This is a genomic window from Oligoflexus tunisiensis (assembly GCF_001748245.1).
GTDB classification, from domain to species: domain Bacteria; phylum Bdellovibrionota_B; class Oligoflexia; order Oligoflexales; family Oligoflexaceae; genus Oligoflexus; species Oligoflexus tunisiensis.
The window spans coordinates 1,432,936-1,454,338 of record NZ_BDFO01000001.1; the positions used below are offsets into that span (position 1 = coordinate 1,432,936).

General features: G+C 55.1%; 16 protein-coding genes. 8 read left to right on the forward strand and 8 right to left on the reverse strand.

Annotated features, from left to right (window positions below; translation table 11 throughout):
* The first annotated feature begins 12 nt into the window (after positions 1-12).
* The 5 genes from gspN (at position 13) to OLTU_RS06295 (ending at position 4,948) form a co-directional block, all read left to right on the forward strand.
* A complete protein-coding gene (gene gspN, locus OLTU_RS06275; RefSeq protein WP_218109874.1) occupies positions 13-951 on the forward strand; it encodes a type II secretion system protein GspN in 939 nt (312 codons plus the stop codon).
* Positions 952-1,195: 244 nt separating this feature from the next.
* Complete coding sequence (locus tag OLTU_RS06280; protein ID WP_141731903.1) at positions 1,196-1,570, forward strand: hypothetical protein; 375 nt, start codon at positions 1,196-1,198, stop codon at positions 1,568-1,570.
* Between the two features lie 15 nt (positions 1,571-1,585).
* The gene (locus OLTU_RS06285) at positions 1,586-3,442 is read left to right on the forward strand and encodes a glycosyltransferase family 4 protein (protein ID WP_141731904.1); all 1,857 of its coding nucleotides are present in this window, start codon (positions 1,586-1,588) and stop codon (positions 3,440-3,442) included.
* Positions 3,443-3,449: 7 nt separating this feature from the next.
* Complete coding sequence (locus tag OLTU_RS06290; protein WP_141731905.1) at positions 3,450-4,106, forward strand: hypothetical protein; 657 nt, start codon at positions 3,450-3,452, stop codon at positions 4,104-4,106.
* Positions 4,073-4,948 (forward strand): hypothetical protein, encoded by an 876-nt coding sequence (locus tag OLTU_RS06295; protein ID WP_141731906.1) that lies wholly within the window; start codon positions 4,073-4,075, stop codon positions 4,946-4,948. Before OLTU_RS06290 ends, OLTU_RS06295 begins: the two co-directional genes overlap by 34 nt.
* 24 nt (positions 4,949-4,972) lie before the next feature.
* Here the strand turns inward: OLTU_RS06295 and OLTU_RS06300 are convergent, their stop codons facing one another.
* The 3 genes from OLTU_RS06300 to fusA all read right to left on the reverse strand — a co-directional run bounded on the left by OLTU_RS06300 (position 4,973) and on the right by fusA (position 8,295).
* Positions 4,973-5,653, reverse strand: a complete 681-nt coding sequence (locus OLTU_RS06300; protein ID WP_141731907.1) for a substrate-binding periplasmic protein — start codon at positions 5,651-5,653, stop codon at positions 4,973-4,975.
* A 226-nt stretch (positions 5,654-5,879) separates the two neighbouring features.
* On the reverse strand, positions 5,880-6,056 hold the full coding sequence (locus tag OLTU_RS31785; protein WP_176736382.1) for a hypothetical protein: 177 nt from the start codon (positions 6,054-6,056) through the stop codon (positions 5,880-5,882).
* A gap of 133 nt (positions 6,057-6,189) precedes the next feature.
* Complete coding sequence (gene fusA / locus OLTU_RS06305; RefSeq protein ID WP_141731908.1) at positions 6,190-8,295, reverse strand: elongation factor G; 2,106 nt, start codon at positions 8,293-8,295, stop codon at positions 6,190-6,192.
* Positions 8,296-8,583: 288 nt separating this feature from the next.
* Here fusA and OLTU_RS06310 point away from each other — a divergent pair, with 288 nt between their 5' ends.
* Complete coding sequence (locus OLTU_RS06310) at positions 8,584-9,867, forward strand: hypothetical protein (protein ID WP_141731909.1); 1,284 nt, start codon at positions 8,584-8,586, stop codon at positions 9,865-9,867.
* A gap of 3 nt (positions 9,868-9,870) precedes the next feature.
* On the opposite strand, the gene OLTU_RS06315 is transcribed toward OLTU_RS06310, so the two are convergent.
* The 3 genes from OLTU_RS06315 to OLTU_RS06325 form a co-directional block, all read right to left on the reverse strand.
* Positions 9,871-10,644: a DUF2797 domain-containing protein gene (locus OLTU_RS06315; RefSeq protein ID WP_141736751.1), complete on the reverse strand. Its 774-nt coding sequence runs from the start codon at positions 10,642-10,644 to the stop codon at positions 9,871-9,873.
* Positions 10,645-10,679: 35 nt separating this feature from the next.
* Positions 10,680-12,656 (reverse strand): alpha/beta hydrolase, encoded by a 1,977-nt coding sequence (locus OLTU_RS06320; RefSeq protein WP_141731910.1) that lies wholly within the window; start codon positions 12,654-12,656, stop codon positions 10,680-10,682.
* 136 nt (positions 12,657-12,792) lie between these two features.
* Positions 12,793-14,001 carry a hypothetical protein gene (locus tag OLTU_RS06325; RefSeq protein ID WP_141731911.1) on the reverse strand — a complete coding sequence of 403 codons (1,209 nt, stop codon included), beginning with the start codon at positions 13,999-14,001 and terminating at the stop codon, positions 12,793-12,795.
* Between the two features lie 612 nt (positions 14,002-14,613).
* Here OLTU_RS06325 and OLTU_RS06330 point away from each other — a divergent pair.
* On the forward strand, positions 14,614-15,636 hold the full coding sequence (locus OLTU_RS06330; RefSeq protein ID WP_141736752.1) for a cysteine synthase A: 1,023 nt from the start codon (positions 14,614-14,616) through the stop codon (positions 15,634-15,636).
* A 3-nt stretch (positions 15,637-15,639) separates the two neighbouring features.
* Here OLTU_RS06330 and OLTU_RS06335 read toward each other — a convergent pair whose 3' ends face one another.
* Positions 15,640-18,420 (reverse strand): 7TM-DISM domain-containing protein, encoded by a 2,781-nt coding sequence (locus OLTU_RS06335; protein WP_141731912.1) that lies wholly within the window; start codon positions 18,418-18,420, stop codon positions 15,640-15,642.
* Positions 18,421-18,708: 288 nt separating this feature from the next.
* Here OLTU_RS06335 and OLTU_RS06340 point away from each other — a divergent pair, with 288 nt between their 5' ends.
* A complete protein-coding gene (locus tag OLTU_RS06340; protein WP_141731913.1) occupies positions 18,709-19,092 on the forward strand; it encodes a hypothetical protein in 384 nt (127 codons plus the stop codon).
* Here OLTU_RS06340 and OLTU_RS06345 read toward each other — a convergent pair.
* Positions 19,089-21,389 (reverse strand): AAA family ATPase, encoded by a 2,301-nt coding sequence (locus OLTU_RS06345; RefSeq protein ID WP_141731914.1) that lies wholly within the window; start codon positions 21,387-21,389, stop codon positions 19,089-19,091. The two genes, OLTU_RS06340 and OLTU_RS06345, sit on opposite strands and share 4 nt — an antisense overlap.
* Between the last annotated feature and the right edge of the window lie 14 nt (positions 21,390-21,403).

Sequence of the window (21,403 nt, forward strand, 5' to 3'; positions counted from 1 at the left end):
CGAGTGCCGGAAGTGACAGAACAAACGCGCAAGGTCTTTAATGCCGCCTGGTATGTCCTGCTCTTTTTCCTGGGTTTTCTCATTTTTTTCCTGTTCACCTTTCCTTATGGGGTGCTCAAGGAGGCCATCGTTTCCGAGATTTCCCAGGCCACCGGTTTTACGGTGCGGGTCAAGGAAATGGGACCATCGTTCCTGGTAGGCATGGATGCCAGTGGCGTGCGGATTTCCACGGCTGATGGCAGCGCGCAGATGGAGCTTAAAAGCATCGATGCCTCGGTTTCGCTTTTGAACCTTTTCATCGGCCGGGCCAAGGTCGATGTCGAGCTCGTGAGCCGGAACAATGGAACGCTGGATACCAGCGTCTCCTGGGGCATCTGGCAGCTGCTGGTGGATAAGAATTATGTGCCGCGGCGTATCGCGCTTGAGGCGAAGGATTTTGAGCTGGGCGGCCTTGTGAATGTGGCGCTGCATCATGCCTCGAAAACCGCCAATGATATGATCAAGGACCTTCTGGTCCAGCTCATTTTCAAGGGCAACCTGAGCGGTCAAAGCGAAATCAAGCTGGCCATCGACGATCCGCTGCAATCCACGGGGGATGTGGAGCTCAAGATTGACAAGGCCAGCCTCGATCTGGCCAACCCCACGCTGGTGGTGGCCAAGCAAAACTTCAAACGGGCGATCGTCAAGGCTTCCCTGAAGGGCGGCCGGCTGCAGATCGACAATAAATCCGGCTTTGAAACGCAGGAGATCAAGACCGATGTGCGCGGCGTGGTCAGTTTGAAAAATCCCTTCCAGAATTCCATTCTGGACATCACCATCCCGCTCAAACTCGAAGGCACGCTCAAGGAGAACTTTGGCTTTATCCTGAGCGTTGTCGGCGGCAACGAGGGGCAGCTGAACTACAAGATCAGCGGTTCCATAGCCCGCCCGGCTTTCGAAGGCAGCGGCTGATCCCGTCCGGGAGCCGCACGGCTCCCATGCTCCTTTCGTATTTCCACCCCCGCTGCCTTCATTTCACACAGCCCTTGATTTCTTTTCATTACTTCGAGCCTGGTCATGTTCATGAGGAACGGTGAAAGCCTGAGTCCTTGCCATGGGATGCGCGTCCGGCAAGCGATGGAACGGTATCCCGCTCGATTGACACTGAAAAGCCGCCTCCCATACAATGAAGATATGCATCAGCATTGAGGCTGTCATGGACGCTGAACTTCAACGCATCAAGAGGATTCTGGAAGTCTATCTTGCGCGCTCTGAAACGGCCCTCGCGGCGCTCGTGTCAGAGGATTGGAACAGCTTCGATTCCGCCATGCGATGGCGCAGTGCCGCCTTCCATAACTTCCGGGCCGCGGATCATCTGGTACGATCGCAACGCGCGGACTACCTCGCTGAACCTGAACTGCAAAGTCTGGGCACCACACTGGAAGCGGTCAACCAACGCCTGGCGCAGGAAATGGAAAAGGCGAAAGTTCGTTTGAGCGAGAAACTCGCGAAGATCAGTCAGCACCGAGCCAGAATCGGTAAGTTTTATTCAGGCGTTCAAGAACAGGCAGGCTTTCAAAAATCGGTTTAGATTCGGAGGCGTTCGATGGGTGAGTTGAAGAAAAAGGTAGCCCTGGTCCTGGGTAGCTTGCCCAGCGTCGAAGAGGTTGATCAGTTTCGCCTCTTGATCGACGCTTTCGAAGTTCAGGTGATCAGCTCGGAATCGATCTGTGGTTATCTGACCCAGACTTCGTACTTCCAGGATCTGACCTGCGTGGTCCTGCGCGACCATGATGAAAACCCAACCTTTCTGCCCAGCCTGGAAAAGGTGCTGAGCGACTTTGATATTGTGATCGTGAAGGAACGCCTGGGCCTCTATGCTTATCAGGCTCTGAAAGCCCGCTGGCGCCATAAGTTCCGCCTGCTGGTCTGGGTCGATAACCTGGTGCCCTACCCGGCCCATGACGTGGACCAGATGCGCACCATCCGGACCGAAATCACCAACGCTGCGGACGGATTCATCGTTCAAACCAAAGCGGCCCGCAACGCGCTCGAACTTGAAGGCGTGCATGCTGATCGCATCATGGAAATGGGCACCTGGGTGGAAGCCCGTGTGGATCGCACGCCGGCCGGTCGGGCCAAGGCGCGGGCGACCCTGGGCATCGCCGAAAGCGATCTCGTGATCAGCTATATGGGGCAAATGGAATGGGAGGAAGGTCTTTCCGATCTCGCCGCCGCAGCCCGCCTTCTGATCAAGCGCGAACCCAGTCTGCAGTCCAAACTTCGCATCGTCTTCTGCGGTGTGGGTACCTATGCCGGTGAGTTGCGTGATCTCTTCACCAACATGGGCATTGATAACTGCGCCCTCTATTATGCCCCCACCCGTGACAGCATCCGGGCCATTCATCAGGCCACCGATGCCGTTTATATTTCGCCGATCGCCTCGCATGATCGCCTGGAAGGGGACCCCTACCGCATCGTGAGCGCGATGGTTCAGGGCATTCCCGTGATCGCCGCCCGTCATGCCCTGGTCGAGGAATACTGCGGCAAGCACCGCATCGATTTCTGCGTGTCCTCGCCACTCAGCCTGGCCAAAGCCATCAATAAAATGCGCTCGAATCCTTCGATCGTCCATGACATCGTCCAGAAAAACCTGAGTGAGGCCGGCAAGCGCTTCACCGAGGAGCGCGTCCGGGCCAGCATGCTGGACCTTCTGAACCGCTTTGCCGAGGCCACAAACAGCACCGACCTCAGCAGCCTCGATCATCGCGTTCTGGAAATCGAAGCCAAGGTTCGCAGCAAGCAGTATGTCGAAGCCGTCGACGCGATCGAAACCGTCTTCCGCATGGATGAAGTGCCGGTCCATCACCGCGCAAACCTTTACCGTCTGATCGGTGACTGCTTTGCCAAGCTGGGTGATATCGATGGAGCCAAGGACGCCTATATGCATGGCGCGGATCTGGATCCTTATTCCCCGCGCGTCTACGTCGGTCTTGGTACCGTCGGTCTGATGAAGAGCAGCAACGATATCGCCGTCCTGCACTTTCAGAAAGCGGTCAGCCTGGCCCCGGATGATGAGATGGCCAACCTCGGTCTCGGTCTCGCCTTCCAGGGCATGAACGAGTTGCGCGAAGCCAGCCGCTGGATTGTGAAGGCGCTGTCGATCAACCCTGAGAACACGGCCGCTCTTTACTCACTGGTCCGCATCTCGCATGAAAGCGAAAGCTATGCGGAAGCCGAGAGAGCCATCCGCAACTATCTGCAGATTCATCCCAACGACTACAACTTTATCTATACGCTGGGCGGCATCCTTTACAAATTGGGGCGCTTCAGCGAGTGTCTGGGGCTGATGAAGCAGATTCTGGCAGCTGATCCTCGTGACAAGCGCGCTGCCGCGCTGGCGAAGCAGGCCAGCACCGAATTTGAACAACAGAAAAGCAAGTTGACGACTTCCAACGGTTGAGACTGATATGCTGAAGAAACTGCTGATCAATGGCAAGAAAATCCCGGTTCCCGTGCCGGTTCACAATCTGTCTGATGCCGTTGCCTGGATTGAAAAGCACCTTCTGCGGCCCGACCACACCATCACGCGGATTACCCTGGATGGTCGGGACATCGACCTCGGTAACGATGAAGTGCTGTATGTACCGGCACTGCCTCTGACGCCGGAATCCGATCTACGCTGCAAAATCGATTCGCCCATGGAAATCTGCATTCAGACCATCGATGCCCTGCGGAATCTCAGCACGGCCATCGGTCGCAACCTGAAGCCGGTTGCGGTGCACCTTTGGGAATACAAGGGTTCACGCCTGAGCATGGAAGCGCGGGCGGTGATCGAGGATGCTCGCCTGATGATTGAGCTTCTGGATCATATTTTGGTTCTGATCGACCGCCGCATAGATATCACCAATGTCACGTCCATGCGTGAGATGATCGGAAAATCGCATCGGGCCATTCAGGTGGCGGAGTCCCAGTCCGACTGGAAGGGTCTGGCGCGCGTGCTCCTGCAGCAGCTGGAACAGCCGACGCTGGAGCTTTCACACGAGCTGTCGAGCCTTCAAAAAACCATCTATGAAACACAGGCGGACCGCAATTGGGAACGTCGAGCCCAAACCATCAACGGCTGAAGCGTGGTATCCTGGCGTTCAGCCTGCTGAGCCTGTGGTCTCTGAATTCCTGCAAACATCGGCGGGGGCCCTCCGTTCCTGAGGAATGGGATCCTGCCGGACTTGATGTCACCATCACTCAACTCAATGCGATCCTTCCTCACACCAAAAGCCTGCGCGTCCTCGAACTCTTCGAGGATGGTTATGTCATGACCGATACCCTGACCTTTCGCCTCGATCCTGAAAAGCTGACGTTGGACGTGGAGCGGCAGTTTGATCCGGTTCCCTTCTCTCCTGAGGAACCGCTTGTGGTGCAGAAAAATGCGTCCTGGTCGGCTGAGTCCCGGGCTCAGTTCCTGGACCGTCTGGCTCAGGCGAGCATTCGTCAGGTGCCACGCTGCAATCCTTATGGTGCCATTGATGGTGGCTATGGGGGACGTTTTCTGATCCTGGTGGATGGGACAGGGCGGGAATTCCGCTTCGGAGCCAACGATGCGGACTGCGCGGCGTCCGATCACGACTGCTCCGGACCCTGCGTGAGCGTCGCTGTGATGAACCAAGCCGTCGCGGATCTGAGCGCGGTCCTGCCCATTCCTGAAAAACCGGAAACGGTCTTTACCTGTGCTTCGGATAGCCCCTTGCCCTGCGGATCCAGTAGCCTCACGATTTATGGAACCTGGGACGGCAGCACGCTCCGCGCCGATATTCGGCGTTATCTCGCCAGCCGTATCTGTGATCTGGCCGCGCATACCGTGGAACCTGCGAGAGAAGGTCATTGGGTGGTGCGGAACAGCAGTCGCGAAAGCATCGGCACGGTCCGCTTCAATACCCAAAATCACAGCGTCGCGTGCCTGATCCGTTAGCAGCCTGGTCCAACTCCTCGCGGCTCAGTCCCGGGTGAGCGATGGCTGGGTGGCCTGCAGAATCCTATCAAATTCATCCCGCATCGTCTTATCGTGGAAGACCGCCGAGTACTGGGTTGGCGGGAAAATCTCGAATATCTTCACTTCACTCTTGGGATCGAACATGTCGCGGAAGTGATTGAAGATATGCTTCTCGAGAATGATGACCTGTGACCGCCGGCGGAAGAGGGTCTCAATCTGCTTGGCCTGGTTGGCTACTTCCATATAAACCGTGCACCTGGAGACGGCCTTGGCATACTCAGGGCCGAGGACATCCTTGGCATTTTGAAAGGCCACGACGCTATACTTCGACAGATCCTGGACGGTATTCACCTGGACATTGGGATCCAGGGCGATGGCAACATTTTGAAACTGTATATAGGGGCGGCTGTAGAAGAGCTTGTCACCGGGTACGGGTTGCGAACGAATGCCCACGGTAATTTCGCGCTGTAATACCTGGTGGCGCATGCGCTTGGGCGGCAGGTGACGCCAGGTAAAACCATAGCCCATTTTTTTGATAATGGATGCAACCAGCTCCATCTCAATCCCGCGACCTTCCCCCTCGTAGACATAGGGTGGACTGTTCAAAGGCGAACCGATCGTGATGATTTTCGCTTTGTCAGCCGCCGGAACCGGGATGGTAAAGCTTAACGCACTGATGAACATCAGCCCGCGTGTGATGCTGTTAAGCCAGGGAAAAATGGTGGAACTCCCAAGTGATGGTCCGAGCTCTACGCCAGGGCTCTCTCTTCATGTCAGTATAAGATTTTGCAGCACATACCGGAAGGAGGAGTGCAAGTTCGAAGCAGGATCTTGGATAAAATCATGTAGAATCGCGGTTAAGAAATCTTAACCCACGCAATTCTGCATGATGCTTTAACATCGAAAGTTTTTACGAATTCAGAATCGTCGCAATCATGCGATCGAGCTCATCCGCAAAACCATTCACCTGTTTTGCGAAAGCGCTTTTCAGCTGCTCCGTCTGGGGCTGCTCGTGCCGCTCGTCCGCCGTCTGATCCTCGTTCGCCTTCACCAGACGCAAGCGGGATTTTCGTTCCGTGTTTTCCATGGGCGCCTCCTGCGCGATGCTTTCGTATCGGCAGATTCTTTCAAAGCTGAATGAAGAGGGTTGAGGCGGGACTTTGGGAAAAATGAAAAGGGCCCCTTGCGGAGCCCTGAGAACAGCATGTTGCTTCAGACGATTATTCGTCGTCTTTCTTGCCACCTTTAGCCTGCTCTTCACGGAATTTCTTGACCAGCTGTTCCTGGATCGAGGACGGAACAGGACGGTAACAAGCAAATTCCATGGAGAAGGTTGCTTTACCCTGGGTTTTCGAGCGCAGGTCAGTTGAGTAACCGAACATCTCTCCCAGTGGTACTTCAGCGAGGATAACCGCATAGTCATCCCGCATGTCGGAACCGAGCAGCATACCGCGACGGGACGAAAGGTCACCCTGCACAGTACCCTGGAATTCCATAGGGGTTTCCGCTTCCACCTTCATGATCGGTTCAAGGATCACAGGTTTCGACTCAAGGAACGCCTGCTTGAACGCCTGACGAGCGGCGATTTTGAACGCCATCTCAGAGGAGTCAACAGGGTGATAGGTACCGTCTTTCAGCTCGAACTTGGTGTTGATCACCTTGAAGCCGGCCAAAGGACCCTTGTCGAGGCTTTCGCGATAACCTTTTTCCACGCCGGGGATGTATTCCTTTGGAACCGAACCACCCACCGTGGCGTTAACAAACTCGTGTGAATCTTCCTCTGACTTCGGATTCTCGTTCACGTGCAGAGTTCCCACAACGTGACCGTACTGACCCGAACCACCGGTCTGCTTCTTATGTTTGTAATCGAAATCGGCCTTCTGAGTCGGCGCTTCACGGTAGTTCACCTTCGGCTGACCCACGATCACGTTGGCCTTGTACTCACGCTTCATGCGTTCGACGTAAATTTCAAGGTGAAGTTCGCCCATACCTGCGATACGGGTTTCATTCGACTCCTTGTCCACGCTCACGCGGAAGGTGGGGTCTTCTTTCATAAAGCGGTTCAGAGCTTTCGACATCTTCACCAGGTCTTCCTGCTTGGCAGGTTTGATGGCGAGTTCGATCACAGGCTCAGGAACGAACATGCTTTCCATGGTGACGTTGATACCTTCGTCACAGTAGGTATCACCGGACGCGCACTCCACACCGACCATGGCGATGATGTCACCAGCTTCGGCGAAGTTCACGTCTTCGCGGTCGTTCGAGTGCATCCGCACCAGACGACCCACGCGCTGCGTCTTGCCCATACGTGGGTTGTAGTAGCTCTCACCTTTTTTCAGCGTACCCTGGTAGATACGGGTATAGGTCAGCTGACCGAAGTTTTCGTCCGTGATCTTGAAAGCCATCGCGCAGAGCGGTTTCTTCGGATCAGGATAAACTTCGATTTTCTCGCCTTTGTCGTTGTCATTGCCGTAATACTTGCGCTCCAGTGGGGAAGGCAGGTAACGGAGAACAGCGTCAAGCAAAGTCTGCACGCCTTTGTTCTTGAAAGCGGTACCCATGAAGACTGGGGTCATCTCCTTGGTGGAAACTGCTTTCTTGATGGTGGCGTGAATCAAATCTTCTGGAATTTCTTTTTCTTCCAAAAGCATTTCAGTCATTTCATCGCTGAACATCGAAATCTTGTCGAGCATCTCAGCGCGCAGGGATTCCACGCTGTCTTTCAGCTCGGCAGGACAATCTTCAACACGAATGTTGTCACCTTTTTCGCCGTCGTTGTAGATGGCTTTACGGGTGATAAGGTCAACCACGCCGAGGAAGTCTGATTCAGCGCCGATGGGGTGCTGCATCATCACCGCGTTGTGGCCGAGTTTTTCGCGCAGCATGCCTGTAACCTTGAAAGGGTTGGCACCGGCGCGGTCCAATTTATTGATAAAGGCCAAAGCAGGAACATTGTAACGCTTCATCTGGCGGTCGACCGTGATCGACTGCGATTGAACGCCTGATACACCGCAGAGAACGAGGACAGCGCCGTCGAGGACGCGGAGCGAACGTTCCACTTCCACCGTAAAGTCCACGTGACCCGGGGTGTCGATCAGGTTGATCATATGGTCTTTCCAATAGACCGTGGTCGATGCGGAAGTGATCGTGATACCGCGTTCTTTTTCGAGTTCCATGTGGTCCATGGTTGCGCCGTCACCGCCGCCCCGAACCTCTTCGATCTTATGAATCTTACCGGCGTAATAGAGGATACGCTCGGACAAGGTAGTTTTTCCGGAGTCGATGTGTGCCGAGATACCAATGTTCCTGAGCTTCTCGAGTTTCATGGGCTGCAAACCTTTGCGGTAATAAAAGATTGAAACAACATGCTAATAAGCGCACGGGAGGATGTTTAAGTAACACAAAATCCTCAAAATTCAAGCGAAGTTTATACGTAATTCCAGCGCGAATAACAATCAAAACTTCCCCTTTCCTGTCTGGCTGACATGGACCCGGATTCAGGAGCTGCGTAAAATACCCGGCAAATTCCGTCGCATACCCTCCCTGTGAATTTAAGTTTTCCGGAAACTCTGACGATGAAGAAAGAAGACCCAGGAGGGACGGAAGGGTGTCAAATGAGTGACGCGATCAAGACCATCAGTCTCGATGATATCGGGGGCCTTCAAGGCCAGGGCAAGGAAGCGCCTAAACCCGCGAATGTAATGTACAATCCGCAGTACGCGGGAGGCGATCAGTTTCAAACGGAAACGTCGGCCGCCAGCGACCTGGATCAGGTCTCGGATGTGCGACCCCTCAGTTCAATTTCGACCGGATCCTCATTTGGAACCTCGCTCACCCGAATGACCGAGATTTTTGGTCGATTTGATAGTGGCAGCAACACACGCAACTATATCATAGTGGGCGTCCTGGTGCTGGCCCTGGCAGCCGCGCTTTATCTGACCAGTGGTGATGGTACGGAAAGTCCTTTGTCGCAGATCTTAAGTCAATTCGGCTCGACCAGTGAGATGGCACCGGAATCCCCGGCGGATGACATGATGCCCGAAAGTGCCCCGACCATGATGGCTCCCACCACGCAGCAGGTGGCCCCGGCTCCACCACCGAAAGTGGAGACCCCGCCGACCCCTCAGGTCGATCTTCAGAACCCTTACTGGGCCCTGCCCAATCCTCTGGAAAATACGACAGGTCCGGAAGGGGGGATACTCAACCCAGCGCAGGAGGAACGCTGGCGTCAGGGTCTGGCGCACCCTTTTGTCTGGCAACGCTATAAAACTGTTATCGATATGCGCAAGGCCCGTTTAAAGGGCTCCCAGAATCTGCTCAATGATGCGCTGGCCCAGCCCAAGTTCTGGACCCGCATGGAGGCTCTGATCGCGCTGGCGGAGTCAGGTGTGGCTGTGGACATCGATACGGTGGAAGCCGGCATTGGTTCCACGCGGCGTTCCTTGATTCAAAACTATTTCCGACGCTTTCGCCGCGCGGCCACGGGCGGGGAAATCTATATCATGCGCCAGGCCATTCGGATCATGGATGCCGGCACAAGGCGAGTGATCCTCGAAAGCCTTATCAGGCGGCGTGACCCGATCAATGATCTGTATCTGGTCGCGGCCACCTATGATCCCAATATCAAGGTGAATGGCTGGATCAATCAGGAGCTGGCCGGCCGTCCTCTGTCCGAGGCCGCCAGGGTGCGGTTTCAGCAGGTGGCCGCTGGACTGGACGTTCCACCTGCCGCCACGCCGACGCCCACGCCGGCCGGCAAGGTTCAGGATTTGAAGGTGGAAGAGCTGTCGGATGATGATGTCAACGTTGAGGAAGTCTATTTCCTGAAGGAAGAGGATCGCCAGGAAACGAAAATCGTCCCGATGGATGACGGCTTTCAGGAACTTGAGAGCCCTTGAAATTCAGCTGACCTCGACTTCATAGCCGGCGTGGCTGCGCACGTTGATGACGCCGGTATCGAAGATCAGATACTGCCCTTTGATGCCGAGGAGCGTGCCTTCCATGTGCGGCTGTTTTTCCAGATTGAAGGACAGCACCTTCTGCGGATACTCCAGCACGGGATAGTGCAGGGTCACCGCGGGTTCGTCTGACGTTTCCGTAAAGGGATGCATGGGCAAAAAGCCCAGGGCGTCGTCCCGCAAGGCTTCCATATCCAGGCTTTCCGCCGAGCTTTTGAGCATGGCCCTCCAGTTGGTTTTATCCGGAAAATGCTGCTTGAGCACGACCTCGATCAGACCCGCATCCAGACGATTTTTGACAGTGGCAAGAGGAATGGCCTGGACGGCTCCCTGATCCATCCAGCGCGTCAGCCGTTGAAAGGCGCGGGTGATGCCGATTTTGATGCCCGAGGAATTGGCGAGATACACAAGATGCGGGATCATGCAGGACGCTTCACCCCACCTGGGATCCCGACAGGTGCCCCGGTGATAGTGGCACTGCTCGGGCTTGATCATGCAGCTGTCGCATTGAGCCAATTTCCGCATGCAGGGGAAGCAATAACCGTGATTGAAGCTCTTGCTGGTTTTACGGCCGCAGGCGATGCAGAAAATGGAGCCGCTGGCGCGCAGAGTTACGGTGGTCCCCAGACGTTCATTCAGCGGAGGTTCATCCGGCTGCAGAAAGTAAAGGACCGGCTTATCTTCCCGAAACTCTGTTTTCATCTTGCGCAGGGTCATTAACGTCACGTCAGGCGGCTCCGTTCAGAATCCTTTCAATGAGCCACGTTCGCGCGCTTGACCAGGCGAATCTCGTCGAGAGCCAGAGCGACCGGTTTGCCGGCCGGAAACTTCAAGCGCAGACCTTTGATGTTCGGATTCTGCAGAGCAAAATCGGTCAGCTCAAAGCGGGCTGTACTGAACAGCAAAGGCACGTAGCTGAAACCCAGCCTATAGGAAACGCCCGAGTTTGCAATGGGTTCTGAATACGCCATTTCAAAATAATTGCTATGGTAATTTTCCAGCTTGATGTAGTCGGTCAATTGCACAAAGTCGGAACTGCTGCCATCCTCATAAATCAGAGCCACATCCACTTCCGCGACACTGGAGTCGGGAACGCAGTCCGTTTCCGGATAGACATAACAACCGGTGCGACGCGCGAGGGTTGCATCCACGGTCCAGTAATGTTCGGTGTTGGTTGTGGCATCAAAGGGAATATCAATCGTTTGTGCGGCGTTCAGAACGGGGCCTTCCAACACCAGCGCCGGACGCGCAAAGCTTTCAGGCACCAGTGTCACAATCATGCGGGAATAGCCGTTGTCCAGGGCATACGCGTCCCAATATTTTTGCAGAAGAGGCAGATCAGCCTGCAGTTTGTCATCGAACGTTTGCCAGGTGATGGCTCCTTCGGTGTGTTTGGCCTTCAGAGTTTTGCCAGGCCGGGCCACGCGTACCGTGTTATTCGAAAGAATGAATTCCCGGCTGCTGGGCGCCAGCTGATCCAGGGCGCGGGGCAGCGCATACTGGGAATCAAAGGTGTGCATCAATGTGGAATCAACATTTTTGCCGACGTTGGCTTTGAAGAAGGAGTACATCAGCGCCTTGGCCAGAGTCTGCTGAGCCACCGAACCGGTCACGCCTTCCAATGCATAGGGATCTTCCATGGCGAGTGGTCCGGGCAAGGGATCGGCGTTGGTATTCCAAAGCGGCTTTTGACTGCCGAAGCAACGGTGCGGTGCCTCAGAAACCTGCCATTCGCTGTTGAAGAAATTATGATTGGCACCCCAGATGGCAAAGATGGCTTTCGGATAACCATCCTGGGCTCCGAGCATGCGGGCATAAGGGTTGCTGCCCATAAAGTTGCTGACATCACGATCGCAACCGCCGATCAAAACGGTCCAGGCTGTGCCGAGGGCTTCCACTTTCAAAGGTGTCGTGCCCGTTCCAAAATCAACCGGGGCGATTTCAAAGACGCCTTTGATTTTGAGATCCGGCAGCTCCCGCTTCCAGAGGCTATCCGCTTTTGCCGTTTCATAAATATTGTAAGCGTAGCGCACGCCCTCACCGCCGCGCGAGTGTCCCATGACACCGACTTCGGTGAAGTCGAATTTATTTTTGATGTCGAGGTCCTTGTTAACAAGAGCCTGCTCATCGCCCGCTTTGGACCACTGCCGCAGCTTGATCAGGTGCTTCAGCACAAGAGCGCCGCGAGCATAGACCAGACCGGCGTCGCGGGAATTGTAACCATCGCGACCGGTAATGCCGAGGTTCGCATTGATGGAAATCACCGCATAACCCCAGGACGCGAGATGCTTCGCGGAGTATTCATAACCAAGGAAGCTGGGCGCTTCGATCATGCCGGGCGGACATTGACCCGTGAGCGTGTAATCCACGTTAAGGTCGAGGCGCGGATTGCCTGGTCCTGTGACCTTGCCGCAAGTTCCATGATTGCCGTGCAGGAAAACCAGGACAGGGAATGGACCGTTGCCCTTGGGCAGATAGAGTTTGCCGCGAATATCGGTTTTTACCTCCGGCTGGCCGAAGGGTGGTGCAGGCAGGATATCCCGGTCAATGGAAGGAGCGACTTTATAAAAGGACTCTTCGATCGCGAAGGGACCTGTGGCCAGCAGATCGCGATCCAGATGCGATTTGTCGACTATCTTCTGTTCGGAATTCTGACCGTCGTGGGGCTGGCAGGCGAAACAGGCAGCAGCCAGCAGCAGGCTGGACAGTCCGTGCAAGTTGAATTTCAAGAAACACCTCGATAGCAAAATGAGATCATTGAAGCTCCAGCTTGCTTAATGGAGCCTCAAGTCTTTTGCAACAGCTATTTGGGCGAATTTTAACCCAAACAGTTGATTGGTTTCGGGTGTGGGAAATTGACGGTTTTTAAGGGGTCAATCCGTTCCAGTTGAGATCGTCCTGATCAGGCAGTGTATAACGATTGACCTCTTCGTTGACCTCATCCTTATATTCAAGATAAGCGTCTTCACGATCCTGGACGCGCTGCTGATAAGCCTGGTCCGCATCACGTTTGGCCTTTTCGTCTTCCAAGGCTTTTTGCGCGGCCATTTTCTTTTCAGCTTCCAGACTCTGTCGCATTTCGCGTTCAGCTTTCTCGGCAGGGGTTTCCTTTTGATTCCTGGCCTTCTCCTGCATTTTTTTCTCGAGCAGTTGGAACTCATCCAGTTCGTTCGTTTCCAGAATTTTTATGTCAGATTCCGTCAATTTTTCGGCGTCTTCGTTTTCACGTTCAGCCTTTGCAATCGCGGCGAGGGCATCGCCCGGGTTGTCACGTGGATCGACCGGAGCCTCTGCACCACTACCGATGAGCATGGTGAACGAGGCTCCGAAGCCGCGTTCGGGCATTCCCAGGTAACGCTGGGTGTCCGGGATCAGGGCGAAGGTTTTGAATTGAAGAGTCTTCGTTCCCACATAAAGGCCGGCCTGCCACTCGCGGGCAAAGATGTGCCCGCTTTCCCCGGTTCGGCTATGGCGAGCGTTCAGATGCCGCTGGGAGCCGTCCCCGTAGATTCCGTAGGATGAGGTTCCCAAGCTGAGGCGGGCTCCGACGACCGCTTCCGTGCCGAGCCGCACCGCATGAAAGCGTTCGTCCAGACGACGACTGTAGTTGGCGTAGACAGCGCTCGACAGCCAGGACCAGGGTTGCACGCCCATATCAACGCCAATGGAAGTCCGATCCTGATTGGCCTGAAACTGGCTTTCGTAAGTCGAGAGTCCGGGCTGATATTGCAGCGTGGCTGCTAACGAAAAGAGCGAGGACTGCACCATGTTCCAGCGCAGCCAGGCCAAGCCTCCAAGGGGTTTGCTGCGATGATCCACGCGGGGTTCCTGCGTATCGAGCAGCCCCAGACCGAATTCAAATTGAGCTGGCAAACCAATGGCCAGATTCAGTCCTCGCTGTATGAATTGCTGGTCGGATTCATCATGGGACTGAACATAATCCAGTCCCAGGCGATAGACCGCTGAAGGCAAGGGTTTTTGGAGCAAGGGGCCCATTTTGTTTGGAGAAAAATCAGCCGCTGGGGCCGTCGCGGCCAGTGCAAGGCTCAGAACAGGCAGGTATATCAGCTTCATTTTTCAGTACCTCAGCAACAGCAGTAGGAGCAGCAACAATCCACAGCTTCGCCTGTGCAAGGCGTATGCCGGGAGCAACGCACTGCCCAGGTTTTCAAGCAGGCCCACTTACTTGCCGGGTAAGAGTTCTTTAATGCGTTGAATCAAGTGGGAAAAACAGTTGGTAAAAACGTGATGTCAGACTTCTGATCATGTTGAGGATTGCGACAGGAAAAGCGTCGGTTTCGGGATGAGAAAAGGTTTTGGAATCAAGGACTTGGCGTCCATAGGGAGGATCATCGTCCGTGGCCCAGCCCTTGCTTTAACAATAACGTTGCAGACTCCTTTAGGGCGAGTGGATGAGGGACTTGGCACAGAGGTGCTAGAGGAATATTGTTTGGCTCCTCCCGATGACACGCGAGTGTCAATCGCCAAACACGAGGCCCTCGTTCGCTCGTCAATATCTTTTTTATCTCCCACATCATTGTTGGCTGACAGATGCACGCCCAGGCTGGCGCAAGCTGCGTCTTGCAAGACTGAGCTGGCCACTTCAGAAAATATATGGCAAGGTCGGTGGTGCATTCACAACAACTTTGAAGGGATTCCCATAGGAGTGAGTTACCCATGAAGCCTATGCTTGCACATAACCTCGTGGAATTGGTCGGTCGTACGCCTCTGCTCAAAATCCCTTCTCTCAGCCGCTTGAGCCAATGTGATATCTTCGTGAAATGTGAGTTCATGAATCCAGGCGGATCCATTAAGGATCGCGCAGCCCTGGCCATGGTTCAGGATGCGATCGAGGACGGGCGCTTGAAACCCGGCATGACGATCGTCGAAGGGACCGCCGGAAATACCGGGATCGGCCTCGCCATTGCCGCCAAGGCCTTTGGCTATAAGATGCTCGTGGTAATGCCAAAGGGGCAGACTCCGGAGAAGGAACGCATGATCGCTTTGCATGGCGCCGAGCTCATGCTGGTGGATCCCTGTCCCTTCAAGGATCCGAAGCATTTCTATCACACCGCGCGGCGCATCGCCGAAGAAAAGCCTGAGCAGTATTTCTGGGCGAATCAGTTCGAGAACATCTCGAATTTCCGGGCGCATTATGATTTCACCGGACCGGAAATTCTGCAGCAGATGAGCGGTCGTCTCGATGCGCTGGTTTCCGCGGCGGGGACGGGCGGCACGATCGGGGGATGTTCGGCCTATTTGAAGGAACAACTGCCGGATGTCAAAGTTGTGCTGGCGGATCCGGAAGGTTCGGGCCTCTTTTCCTACGTAAAGACCGGCGAGTTCAAGAGCGAGGGTTCCTCGCTGACCGAAGGCATCGGCATCATGCGTCTCGTCGCCAACTTTGCCAAGGCCAAGGTCGATGCTGCTGTGCGCGTGACGGACAAGCAATTGATAACGGTCGCCCGTTATGTGCGCGATGAGGATGGCCTTGTCCTGGGCAGCAGTTCCGCCCTGAACGCGGCCGCCGCCCTTCATACCGCTCTGCAGCTCGGTCCCGGTCATCGGATCGTGACCTTCGCCTGCGATCTGGGCGAGCGCTCCTTTTCCAAACTTTGGAATCCCGAGTACCTGAAAGCGCAGAAGCTCGAGGACGGGCTGCCCACGATGGGGCAGCTGGTGGCGCATTATCACGCGCAGAGTCTTTGATTCCTAGCCCACAAGCGCCAGACTGTGTTCCGGTTCCAGTTGACGATAAAGGCCGCACGGCAGCCTGATTTTCAGCTGGAACGGTACAAACTGCAGGTCAGAGCGGGACGCTGGATTCAATTCAATGCTCACGCTGGCGCCTGCATTCTCCAGCCAGCGTCTCACCGCATCCATCCCCACGCCACGGCCTGAAATTTCACTGATGCCGGAACTGGTGCTGAAGCCGGATTCGAAAATCAACTGAGCCAGGGCTTCGGGGCTGGGACTGGTGTCGGCGTGTAGGAAGCCTTTGATCAAGGCGATTTCCTTGATCATGCCGAGGGCGAGGCCACGGCCATCGTCATGGACCACGATCGCGAGCTGACGGTCGGCCTCGATTTTCAGATTGATATGAATGGTGCCCTGAGCAGGCTTGCCCGAGGCCTTGCGTTCTGCCTCGCTTTCGATGCCATGGTCCAGAGCATTGCGCAGGATGTGAACGAAGACATTACGCAGAAGCTCCACCGAACGATGGGTAAAGCAAAAGTCGGAGCCCTCAATGTTGATTTGAGGAGGAAGCTTGCCGAGGTCCTTGGCCAGACGTGGGGCCGGCTCGCACAGTTCACGGAAAACATCGGCGGCAGGGCGGAAGGCATAACGGGCCAGACGCTGCTTCATTTGAGTCAGATAACTCGCCATGTTTTTCGAGTCCGGACTGCTCTGCAGCTCCTCGATGGCCTCCACCTCCTTCTCCAGATCCTCCACGCGAATCTCGATGCTGTCGAGCGTATGAAGTGAACGATTCAGGCGATGCGCGCTGATCCAATCATACTGGGCCAGGGAAGCTGTCACGGCATCCAGTTCCCGGGTCAGCTGTTCATGATCCCAGACCTGGTCACCTTTCTGCAAAACCGTCAGGGTGTTCTCGGCTTCATGCAGGGTATTGCTCAATTCCTTAAGGCCCAGCGAACGGGCTGCGCCCTTCATCGTATGCATATTGATAAAAAGAATTTTGAGAACCTCGGGGCTGGACACGGCTGTGGACAGAAGACGCTGGTTCTCTTCGATAAAGTGATGAGCAGAGGTCGAGAATCGGCTGAATTTTTCCTGGCTGACGTTGATCAGCTCGGCGATGTAGTTCAGTTCCTTCTTCCGATGTTCCGCCTCCCTCTGGTAACGGCGGACTTCGGTTACGTCCTTGCAAGTCACCAGTACTCGTTCCACCTGACCGATTTGGTTCAGCATCGGATTCCAGTCGAGCTCAAAGGTCTGCTCCGGATGCGGCGGATGGTAATGAATTTCCCGCGGCAGGCAGTGGTCATTGGCTTCAAAGGCGATTTCGTCCTCGCCAAGACTGGCCTGCAGCGCTGATTCCGCCTGCTGCTTTTCATCCTCGCTCAAGGAACTGTTTTGAAAAAGAAGAGGCAGAGCCGGCCGGTTGTGCAGCTGATTTTGCCGAACCATGTCTTCCAGATGGTGGGAGTAGTCCTTATGGATCGAGAAATTTTCCTTCTGAATCGCGAAAATCCCGAGCTTGATGTTTTTCAGGATCGCCATGATATCCCGGGTTTTCTCCTCCACCTTGCGTTCCAGGCCGGAGTTCAACTCACGGATCTGCCTTTCCGATTCCTCCTGCGCGAGCCGCATCTTGTCGCCGAGTGCGAGGGAAATCAGAACGACTTCCACTGCCACACCCAGGAATGAACCCCAAATCGTGAAGACATTCACGGGAATGATCGACGCCAAAGCCAGAGGATTGAGCAGGTTTCCCGTGATACTGAGCAGCCAGGCCAAGGTGAAAAAATACGCCGGACGAAAGCGCCGGTAGCAGGCCACACCCGATGCCGCCAGCACGGCAAAGGCTGTGACGAAGGCATTGACAGCCGAAATTCTTGCCGCCAGGTTATAGGAAAAGGGACAGAGCAGAACGACGAAGAAACCGATGCTACTTCCCAGATAAATCAGCCAACGAATCACCCGCGGATGATCCTTGATATTGAGAAAGGCATAGGAAAACAGGGCACCAAACGAGGCGAAAAAGCCTGAGGACATGATAAAACCGTGGTTGGCCAGCACGGGACCGATCGAGTCCGGAAAGAACACCAGCCAAAGACCCTGGAAACCAAAAAAGTTACCCACGCCGGCCAGAATAAATCCAACATACAGGAGCGAGCTGCGGCTGCGGACACTGATCCCGAGCAGAAGGTTATAGAAGATCATGACCAGGAAAAAACCATAGACCGTTCCCAGAAAACCCGTTTCCGAAACCCGCTTCGAATGAAAGGCATCGGGTGTCCAGATCCGCAAAGGAAATTGCACCACGCCTTCGGTTTCAATACGCATAAAGTAGGTATGAACTCCGGGCGGAACGTCCACGATAAAGACCGGCAGACGGTAGGGGATTTCGCGGGCACTCAGGGGCAACTGATCGCCGGAGCGTTTTTTATTATATTGGCCATTCTCAAGCGGACTATAAAAGTCGATGTAATCCGCGTTGGGATATCCGTACTCAAGGAAAATGCGCTGGACCTGGTCGCTGCTATTTTCCATCTGAAAGCGGGCCCAGTAGGCGGAACGTGTGAAGCCAAAGTTGGGATCCTGCTGGAGACTTGGACGAAACGCGCGGCGGTCCATGGCGAAGATATCCTCAGCCTTCAGTTCCCGCTTCGCGTCCTCGAGGAAACTCAAGGAAGGTCCCACGACGAGTCCCTGCATGCTGTCCGAAATGACAATGGTTTGGGCTCCCAGCCGCTGCGGACTCACCCCGAAATACAGAAGAGCGAGCAGGAACCACAATCTTTGCATAAGCGGAAATCTCCCTCGCAAGAACGCAATATCACACCGCCTTTGATCGACAATCCAGCGGGAAACTGCAGGGGAAATCTTACCTACTCTTCGAGAAGTAAAGATGATTCTCCAAGGACACGCCACGCGAAACCTGTTTGCCAGGACTTCGACAACGGCCAATGTCTCGACAGATCGCAATTCGAATTAATTATAAATATTAAATAGTTATATGTTCCATGGACCGGGCACCGGCTTTGCATGCTTTCCGGTTCTGTTTTGGAATGACCTCTTAGAGGAAACCAACATATGAAAAGCGATTTAACCCTGCTCTTTAACATTTCACTTTTCGAAGATGAAGTGGAGCAGGAGTGGTCCTGGGGATTCAAGTCCTTGAAGGCTTTCATCCAGTATTTGCGCAAGGAAAGTGTGCGGGAATACAGTGAGTTTGAAGCCGAAGCCATCCGGGAACTTCTGATTCTTGATCCGGAAGCGAAAGAGACCCTGATCCATGAGTTCAATTCGGAACGCACACCCACTTTAAAGTCGCACCTGGCCCGTCACATTTTGGAATCGATGCCGTATAAACCAGCCTATGATTTCCTGGTTCAGGAGGAAGGCCTTTCCCCCCGCGATCTGCAAAAGGAGAAAGGAGTACGTGAAATGCTGAAACAGGGGATTATTCCCAGTTAATCGTCGAGCGGTGGCAGGATGAGCGATTCACGGCCCACGGAAATCACCCAGAGCTGATGAATCGCCCGTGTCGCCGCCACATGCAGAAGGCGCCGATCCTCGGGCTTGTCGAGGTAGACGCCTATATTGGCATCCGGCACGATCACATAATCAAATTCCAGGCCTTTGACCTCGGAGGCCGGTGTGATGTCGATGCCAGGACGGAATTCAAATTCCCCGCCTTCCACAAGGCGCACCTTCGGGATATCCTCCAAAAGTTTATAAAGCGAGAGCGCGTAATCCCAGGTTTTGGTGATGATCGCTATGGACGCCTGCGGCTCATTCAGCATCAGGTTGGTCAGCGTATCGCTCAGGAACACAGCCATCTGACCTTCATCAGGGAAGAGCGTGCGGGCCACAGGCAGGCCGTCGCGAATGGCCTTGGGACGCTGGGCTGGTGCCAGCGGCCCGAGGATGGCGTGCGCAAACGCTGCGATCGGTTCCGGTGAACGATAGGTGGTCTGCAGATGGTTGGCATGGACGCGCGGCAGGCCGAGTTCATCGAGCACATGCTCCCACGAGGCGAAACTATGGGTCGGATCAATCTGCTGGGCGGCATCGCCGGCGATGGAGATCGCGGCGCCTTCCTCGAGGGCACGTCCCAGCACCTTGAGTTCCACAGTGGCCAGATCCTGCGCTTCATCGATCACCATGTGTGCGTATGTCTTCAGACGGCCATGCCGGGAAATATCCTTGCCGGTCTTGTAATGATGCAGTTCCAAAAGAACGGCGAAATCCTCGACGTCGATGGTGTCGGCCATCGACTGTTCCTTTTCATCCTCAATGAGCGAACGTCCATCGACCGTTTCCAATACATCGCTCGCATAGCCGCTGTACTGCTGCTCGGCATTCTGCCCCAGCTGTTCCATCACATGACTGATGGTGTCACGGATCATGCTTTCGGTGATCTGCCCATCGGAATGCGCCGCGGCCAGCTGCAAGAGTTCAAGGTTGGTGTAAAGATCGGCCCGATCCCCCACGGTATTCATGTAACGCTTGCGGCGATCATCGAAGAACTTTTTAATGTTCTGCAGCTGCATCGGTGCAGTATGACCGGCATGGGCTTCCGCCTCCTTGCTCAGCTGCGCTTCCGCCTGATTCAGACGATCGAGCATGGTCAGGTCGGTGCGATCCCGCAGAAGCGCGTGCAGATGCTGCGAACCGGGAATGTGCCGATCGAGCTGCTTGATAATCTCTTCGATCTGTCGCCGGACGATTTCCGGGAAGAGTTTGAGGAGAGCCGGATGGCGTTTCAAGCGGCTGACATTGGACGACGTATAGTCCGATGTGCGCCCCGGGAGGGACCGCAGCAGGCGCCGGGCCTGCACTTCAACCCAGGCATCAAAGGTCCGCACTTCCACAGCGGAAAGCCCGAGGCTATCGAGCAGTTTCCGCGAGAGACGCACAAGGCCCTCTTCGGGCACCACCACCAGGATTTTGTTCTGGGGCAGGGTATCCGGATGCTGATGATGCAGGAACGCAATGCGATGCAAGGCCACTGTGGTTTTTCCGCAGCCGGCGCCGCCGAGAATCAGCAGGGGATCGTCGCGATCGGCCGTCAGAATACGGAACTGTTCCGGATCCAAAAGTGCGGAAACATCCGGACCGGGCGTATTGGTCAAACCCAGGCCCGATTGCAGCGTGCGGCTGGCCGTTCCCGAGCCGCCGGCAAGATTGGGTATAAAGCCGGCTGTATCCCGCACCCAGCTGCCATCATCTTTCCGGCGATAGCTCTGGCCAAAGGCATGAATGCGCACCAGTTGCCCGCGGTGAATCGTCACCACGCGCCGTTTGATGACCGTGCCCATCGCCACGCGGCCCGGCAGTTCCTCTTCATATTCCTCACCCTCGCGGTAATTGAAAAAGATCCGCGAAATGGGAGCGTGTTTCCAGTCGATAATGGGCAGCTTGCGGCTTTCCAAAAAGGTCAAATGACCGAGGAGCACCTCGCGACGCTTGCCGTTTTCCTCGAGCCCCATATGCGCAAAGTAGGGCGATTGAATATCGGGCAGAATGCTTTTCGGCTGACGCTCCATGAGCGCTCTTTGGGTATTCATCTGATCGAAGAGAGCCGGCAGGTCCGCGGTCTTGGCCTTGGAGGCCTCTTCACGCAGATCCTCCAGGCGCTGAGCCAGATGTTCCTGGCTGGCCTGTCGCTTGCGGCGGGCTTCATAAATGGCCTCGATCACGTCGCGGAAGATCTCTTCCTCTTCCCTGATCAGGCGTTGCTCGGCGTCCGTTAATTCCAGGCTGCTCATGCGTCATTCCTCGT